The following is a 6,000-nucleotide window of genomic DNA, read 5'->3' as shown; positions in this document are numbered from 1 at the left end:
TCCTCATCCTTTACCAAAAAAGACTACCGATAACCTTTTTGGGTAACACTCCAAAGCCACTTCAAGACTCTCAAGGTTGGTGAGTAGATCCCAAACTTCGTTGGCTTGATGACCCCGATAGGCTCGTTTCCATCGAGTCACCAAATTGAAGCGACCAACCCCCTGTTGCTGAGTGACTTGCACTTGCACCTCATACACGGCGATGCCCGGAAACTGAGCTAACTCATCAAGCCGGGTATACCCAGCCTTGGGAAATGGCTCAACCGTTGTACTCTTGGGCAGTCTCAGGACAAAGTGGACGCGTTGTTGGCGCAACCAATCAGCCAGTGCCACACTATGAAACTCTCGGTCACCAAGCACAATAGGGCGATAGTTCCGCACCAGAGTAAACACTGGACGCAGCACTGCCTTTTGCTCTGCCAATGAACTTTGTCCTTGCTTATCTAAGACTTGCCAATACAAGGAAATAGTCCGTTGACGGTAGACTACGCTGACCATCAGCAAATTATGGTGTTTCCATTGGGTGCGGTCAATCACAACCAACAACCGTTGTCCTCGTTCAAAGTGGTGCTTGAGCCAATACTTAACAATTGGAAACCACATCCCTTTGATACTCAATTGCGGCAGTATCAGAAACCGTTGCAAGTTCCGACGACGACTCTCGAATTGAATTGGTTGAGCAAACAGGGTTGCTAACCGTTCGAGCGAGACTTGGCGTTCTTTCTGCAACAACTCGACCAACATTTGAAGAGTAATCACATGAATCTGGGACAGTTGGGCTGATAGACAAGCCTGATAAAATAGTGGCAACATATTTGTACTGGGTAGAGCGAGTTTCTTGAATTCGCTCTATTTTCGTATCTTCTGGGAGCTTTGTTCTACCACCCAGCATTGCTTTCAGCTTCACTGTCACCCCCTGAGTATCAGGATGCTGTTGAGCGATCGCTTTTGCTGCCGCAACGCTATCCATCACTGGCATCCGGACATCCATCAAGATCACGTCAGGCTGTAGGGTTGGAATTTGTTCGATCGCCCGTTGCCCATTCTCTGCTTCGCCAATAACCTCCATATCAGCGTTTGACTCCAACATACTTCTGAGTCCTTGGCGAATAATATGCTGATCATCGACCAATAAAATCCGAATCATTATGAGTGTGGTAGTGAAGGAAGGGAAACCGAAATATAACACCCTTTTTCGGGCTGGCTATGAATATGCAACTCTCCACTCAAGGCGGCGGCTCGTTCCCGCATTCCCTGGAGTCCAAACCCCGTGGTGTTTTCAGTGGGAGTAAAGCCTTTACCATCATCCGCGATCGCCAAGTGGATGAAACTCGCTTGCTGACGTAAATCAACGGTTACCTTTTTTGCTTGAGCGTGCTTAGCAATGTTCGTCAGTGATTCTTGCACAATGCGATATAGAGTTGTGTTGACCTCTGTGGGCAAAGAAACTGCTAGTTGAAAGCTATAGCAAACTTCGATGCCTGTGGTGTATTGAAAGTCATTCAATAGCTTTTTGATGGCGGTTTCTAGTGAAAGTCCTTGGAGCGGGTTTGACCGCAACACGGAAACAGATTTGCGGACTTCTAATAAACCTTCAGCACCCAGTTGTTTTGCGTGCTTTAAAGATATCAATGCTTTGTCTGAATCTGATTTCCAGAACAAAATTGCATTATTCATGTGAATGGTTTATGCGGCTAAAGTATGCCCCAATCCATCATGAATTTCGCGAGCAATTCGATTGCGTTCTTGTAATGTAGCTTGATCCTCAATTCGCAATGCATAGTGCCTTAATTGTTGATGAGTGGTTTCTAGTTCTTGATAAACGGTTTCTAACTGCTCTCGACTGCCCCGTTCTGCCAACAACGCATTGGTTAACAACAAGGCAAAGACCAAGGTGAGGCTAAATAGTAAAATGTTACTTAAACGCCAGTCTTCCCAAAGTGCGATCGCGCCCCTTCCAGGCATCACAGGTTTGGATAGCAACAGACTCGCGTAGGTGAACAGTGCCGATATCAATACTACGATCTGTCCGAGTTGCTTAAAAATCAAACAACTCCGCATGACTAACACTAAGCACAGCAGGAAAACAGACCGATTGGATAAACCGACTTGAGTTGCAGGTAATAGAATCAAGCTAAACTCTAGAGCCGTGTAGAGTAGCTTTGTGGGAAGTTTTCCGGTTGGTAGCCGCAGCCCCATCAAGCCAAAGATCGCGATCGCGATAATTCTTCCCAACACTGCCCAAGACTCATGAAACGGCAGCAGCACTTCCATGAAAACAGCGGTGATCAACAGTAGCCACTCGATGTTGAGCAACAACCGAAATGATTGATTGTTTAGGCGAACCATAGAACTCTTCAATGCCAGTATTTGAAACGGCAACAGTAGCCGCATCTTTTTAATATTAAAGGGATTGACGTCGTTCAACACAATAGGGAGTCCTTAGGCACTACGTCAAACGCGATGATAGAGGCTATATCACTGCTGTCTTCTGGTATAGCTGGATACGACGCGATCGCGCTAGAGCGATTTTGACTGAGTTTTCGCTTTTAACTAGGAAAAAAGTCACAAAGATTTGAGTAGTTTTTGACGGGTCAAGTTGGGACTTCTGCGTCATGTGCGGCTTAGACGAAATCGGTACTATCAAGTCATTCGCATTGATCAGGTGAAACCCATGCTTTACAACATCAAACCTATTCCTGTCGTAATTCTCTTGGTGATGTTTGGTGCGATATCTTGGAGCATTCCAGTGTTATCAGAATCCGCGAGTCAACCTTCAAGCACGACGGACGATTGGGGCGCATTACCCGTGAATGTGCAGCTTAAAGCAACACAGTTTAGGTGAGGTTTGCAACATCGTTACTGTTCAATCAAGAAGTTATTCATGATGAAAAAATCTGCGATCGCCTCTATTTTATTGGTCACGCTGCTCTCTTATGGGATGACCGCCTGTAACCGCCCCAATTCCTCCGATGCATCCTCTGGTGATCCTGCCCAAACAAACGGTGCCTCAAATTCTTCCGCAGAAGGTCAAACCAGGCTATCCCCAGAGGCACGAGCGAAGAAGCGTGCTGCCCTTCGCCAGCAAGTGGAAGCCGTGTTAACTCCAGAGCAGGTGAAGCAGTTGGAAGCAAAGTTGCAGCAAGGGAGCAAAATGAGTCGAGCAGTGAATAGTCTCAACCTGACCGCTGAGCAAAAAACGAAGGTGCAAGCGATCTTGAAATCCGCTTATCCCCAACGAGAGAAGGTAGTCTTTTTTGGTAAAGGATGAGGGAAAAGGGGTGCCTTCTCAACAGTTTGATAGTTGCAGGCGAATCCGTTCGTTGTAGTGATGGATGAAGTTCCAAATCGCAGCGATATGATTATCCAATTTCTTAGAAAATGACAGTGTCTTTCGCACTAATCGAGACACCCGTTGCCTTAAGGTGTTGTTGAATCGTTCGATGTAGCTCGTCAACCCTGTTTCTTTTCCAACGGCACAATGCCGTTGGCTCGGTAGGACTGCCCGATAAGCATCCCAGTAATCGGTGTAAATCACGGCGCATTGCCGATACACCCCTGGCATCGATTGCCATAAGGCTAAAGCCGAGTCTTTGGAACGATCACCGATGTGGCAACCCACAATCTCACGTGTCTCGACATCCAGTGCTAGCCACACCCAGGTGGTGTTCTAGACAAGGGGATGAGAATTAGGGAGAATCAGAGAACTTAAATAAGTTAGATGAACCGAAAAAACTGCGATGGTACTTGAACCCGTACATTGTCCTGCATGCAACAGCACGAACATCGTTAAACACGGCAAGACGGCTGAAGGCAAACAACGCTATAAATGCCGCAACTCCGAATGCCCTCGTCACAGTTTTGTTTTGGAGTATTCTTACCGAGGCTACTTACCCAGCGTGAAGCAACAGATTTGCGATATGGCGATGAACGGCAGTGGAATTCGAGATACGGCGCGTGTGCTCAAGATTAGCCCCACTACGGTGATTGAAGCATTAAAAAAAAGATCGTCATCTTGAACAGGTGAATCAAGCACTATTAGAACAACTCAAGCCAACGGCTGTGACCATGGTCAAACAGGTTGAAGAAGCTGAAGCAGACGAGATGTGGAGTTTTATCCAATCCAAAAAACAGCAGCGCTGGTTGTGGCACGCGATTGATCATGAAACTGGGCAAGTATTGGCGTATGTGTTGGCAGACCACAAAGACCAAGCGTTGGTGGAGTTGAAAGCCTTGTTAGAGCCATTTGGCATTCAAACGTTTTACACCGACGGCTGGGGAGCCTATGCTCGGTTGCTGGATGAAAATCAGCATCAAGTTGGCAAGTGGAACACCCAAAAAATTGAGCGGAAACACTTCACCTTACGAACTCGAATCAAGCGTACGCCCTTGGCGGAGCGAAGCTCTATAGCTCGCAAGACGATTTGCTTCTCTAAGTCCGAGTGGCTGCATGATGTGGTGATTGGATTGTTTATCAATCGCTATGAATTTGGACGTGCGGTTTGACCATAGTGCCCCCATGTCTAGAACACTACCCAACTTTGTACCCAAGAATTTGCGTGCGAAGCAGACGCATTAGCGGCACTGAAGAAGTTTGAGCAGAAGCTAGTGTGGCATGAACTAGAGAATATAGGTGTTAAACAAAAACTACACTGCGAGAAATCGGGAAAACCAAAACAAGAGACGGTTCCCAGTCGCATTACTTATCATCCTCAAGCATCATTAAAGCTGAACTCAAAAGTTGTGACGCTGCGCCAGCAACGGGCCGGACGTTTCATTCTGGCAACCAATGTGCTGGCGTGTGAGCAAATGAGTGCCCAACAGGCACTGGAGGAGTACAAAGGGCAACAGGGGAATGAACGAGGATTTCGATTCTTGAAAGATCCGCTGTTCTTTGCCTCCAGTGTCTTCCTCAAAGCCCCAGAACGAATCATGGCATTAGGCATGATTATGGGCTTGTGTTTGCTGGTGTACAACCTGGGACAACGTCAGATGCGCCAAGCCCTGCAACAGGCAAACCAAACCCTGCTGAATTAATTGGGCAAAGGGACGCAACAGCCCACCTTGCGTTGGATTTTCCAGTGTTTTATGGCAGTCCACTACGTTGTGCTCAATCGAGCAAAGCAAGGGGTGAGCTTAACGAATGAGCGCCGTCGGATTCTCCAGTTTTTTGGCTCCACTTGTCGGCAGTACTACTTGCTGAGTTGAAGCTGTGATAATCCTCTTGTGCTAGTAAAAAGGGCGGAATGTGGTTTCGATCATTCATTGAGCGCTTGCACAGCATCAACCGATCCATCAGGCGCATCAATCGTTGTTTCATGGTGCGCTTGAGCTTGGTGATGCCCTCAATGCTTGGGGTTGTGAACAGTAGAGTTGCCAACGTTTGCGAGAGCTAGCCTTTGTCCGCAAACACCTTGCCAAACAACTGCTGCAACAATTTCGGTACAGGGGTGCGGTCATCCGTATTCCCTGGAGTCAGATATTGAGCAACTCTCCCCGCTCATTGCCCCCCCGATGCCGTTTGCAGCCAAAAAACCAGTCCACTGAAGTTTTACCGCGCGCGGCTAAGTTTTCAAACACCTTGTGCTGGCGAATGGGGCAGTTATGGCAGACTTTGAGCGAGGTAGAGTCCATAAAACTGATGCCGCTACACTGACCAAAACACGAGGGCAGGTAGGCAGCCATCGGCACTAAAGTACTCGGAATCCACTCGATGAAGCGCTGATAGCTGACCAGTCGTGGAAAAGCACTAGCCCATTGCGTCCGCACTTTCGCTTGATAATAGGGTTTGAAGTTGCGGTAACACGACTGATGAAACGCTATCAAGCTGGTCATCATTTCGCTCAAGCGCAGGCTGCGTTGTCGGTTGCGAAGCTTGAGTCGAGACCCTAAAAGCTGCTGTTTCCATTGAGGTTCAAAGCTTTGGCAGAAATCATCGACTGAGCAGAACAGTTCTTCTAGACTAGACATCAGGGCAAATCAGGGGTGAGGGTTTAGCAT

Annotated in this window: 7 protein-coding genes and 3 pseudogenes; 4 read left to right on the top strand and 6 right to left on the bottom strand. The window is 47.5% G+C overall.

Annotated elements, in window-relative coordinates; genetic code table 11:
• Window positions 1–3 precede the first annotated feature (3 nt).
• Genes AC1S5B_RS27035 through AC1S5B_RS27020 form a run of 4 tightly spaced genes read right to left on the bottom strand, consistent with a single transcriptional unit; the run spans window position 4 to window position 2,349 of the window.
• Complete coding sequence (locus AC1S5B_RS27035) at window positions 4–672, bottom strand: transposase (protein ID WP_482038753.1); 669 nt, start codon at window positions 670–672, stop codon at window positions 4–6.
• A complete protein-coding gene (locus AC1S5B_RS27030; protein WP_482038747.1) occupies window positions 584–1,147 on the bottom strand; it encodes a response regulator in 564 nt (187 codons plus the stop codon). Before AC1S5B_RS27030 ends, AC1S5B_RS27035 begins: the two co-directional genes overlap by 89 nt.
• The gene (locus tag AC1S5B_RS27025; RefSeq protein ID WP_482038746.1) at window positions 1,147–1,677 is read right to left on the bottom strand and encodes a sensor histidine kinase; all 531 of its coding nucleotides are present in this window, start codon (window positions 1,675–1,677) and stop codon (window positions 1,147–1,149) included. Before AC1S5B_RS27025 ends, AC1S5B_RS27030 begins: the two co-directional genes overlap by 1 nt.
• Before the next feature lie 9 nt (window positions 1,678–1,686).
• On the bottom strand, window positions 1,687–2,349 hold the full coding sequence (locus AC1S5B_RS27020) for a histidine kinase (protein ID WP_482038745.1): 663 nt from the start codon (window positions 2,347–2,349) through the stop codon (window positions 1,687–1,689).
• A 250-nt stretch (window positions 2,350–2,599) separates the two neighbouring features.
• On the opposite strand from AC1S5B_RS27020, the gene AC1S5B_RS27015 reads away from it, so the two are divergent.
• Window positions 2,600–2,845: a hypothetical protein gene (locus tag AC1S5B_RS27015; protein WP_482038744.1), complete on the top strand. Its 246-nt coding sequence runs from the start codon at window positions 2,600–2,602 to the stop codon at window positions 2,843–2,845.
• A 39-nt stretch (window positions 2,846–2,884) separates the two neighbouring features.
• On the top strand, window positions 2,885–3,271 hold the full coding sequence (locus tag AC1S5B_RS27010; protein ID WP_482038743.1) for a hypothetical protein: 387 nt from the start codon (window positions 2,885–2,887) through the stop codon (window positions 3,269–3,271).
• Window positions 3,272–3,289: 18 nt separating this feature from the next.
• Here AC1S5B_RS27010 and AC1S5B_RS27005 read toward each other — a convergent pair.
• Window positions 3,290–3,661 (bottom strand): annotated as a pseudogene (locus AC1S5B_RS27005) (IS1 family transposase); the annotation flags it as partial.
• 79 nt (window positions 3,662–3,740) lie between these two features.
• Here AC1S5B_RS27005 and AC1S5B_RS27000 point away from each other — a divergent pair.
• Both AC1S5B_RS27000 and AC1S5B_RS26995 read left to right on the top strand, forming a co-directional pair.
• A protein-coding gene (locus AC1S5B_RS27000; protein WP_482038742.1) for an IS1 family transposase occupies window positions 3,741–4,506 on the top strand; the annotation gives its coding sequence in 2 pieces (ribosomal slippage) (window positions 3,741–3,998 and window positions 4,000–4,506; 765 coding nt in all).
• Between the two features lie 30 nt (window positions 4,507–4,536).
• Window positions 4,537–5,208, top strand: a pseudogene (locus AC1S5B_RS26995) (IS1634 family transposase); the annotation flags it as partial.
• A 55-nt stretch (window positions 5,209–5,263) separates the two neighbouring features.
• On the opposite strand, the pseudogene AC1S5B_RS26990 reads toward AC1S5B_RS26995, so the two are convergent.
• Window positions 5,264–5,970 (bottom strand): annotated as a pseudogene (locus AC1S5B_RS26990) (IS982 family transposase); the annotation flags it as partial.
• Between the last annotated feature and the right edge of the window lie 30 nt (window positions 5,971–6,000).

Source organism: Leptolyngbya sp. CALU 1928, assembly GCF_056784215.1.
The sequence above is the reverse complement of the archived record's forward strand: the minus strand, read 5'-3'. Positions and strand labels throughout refer to the sequence as shown.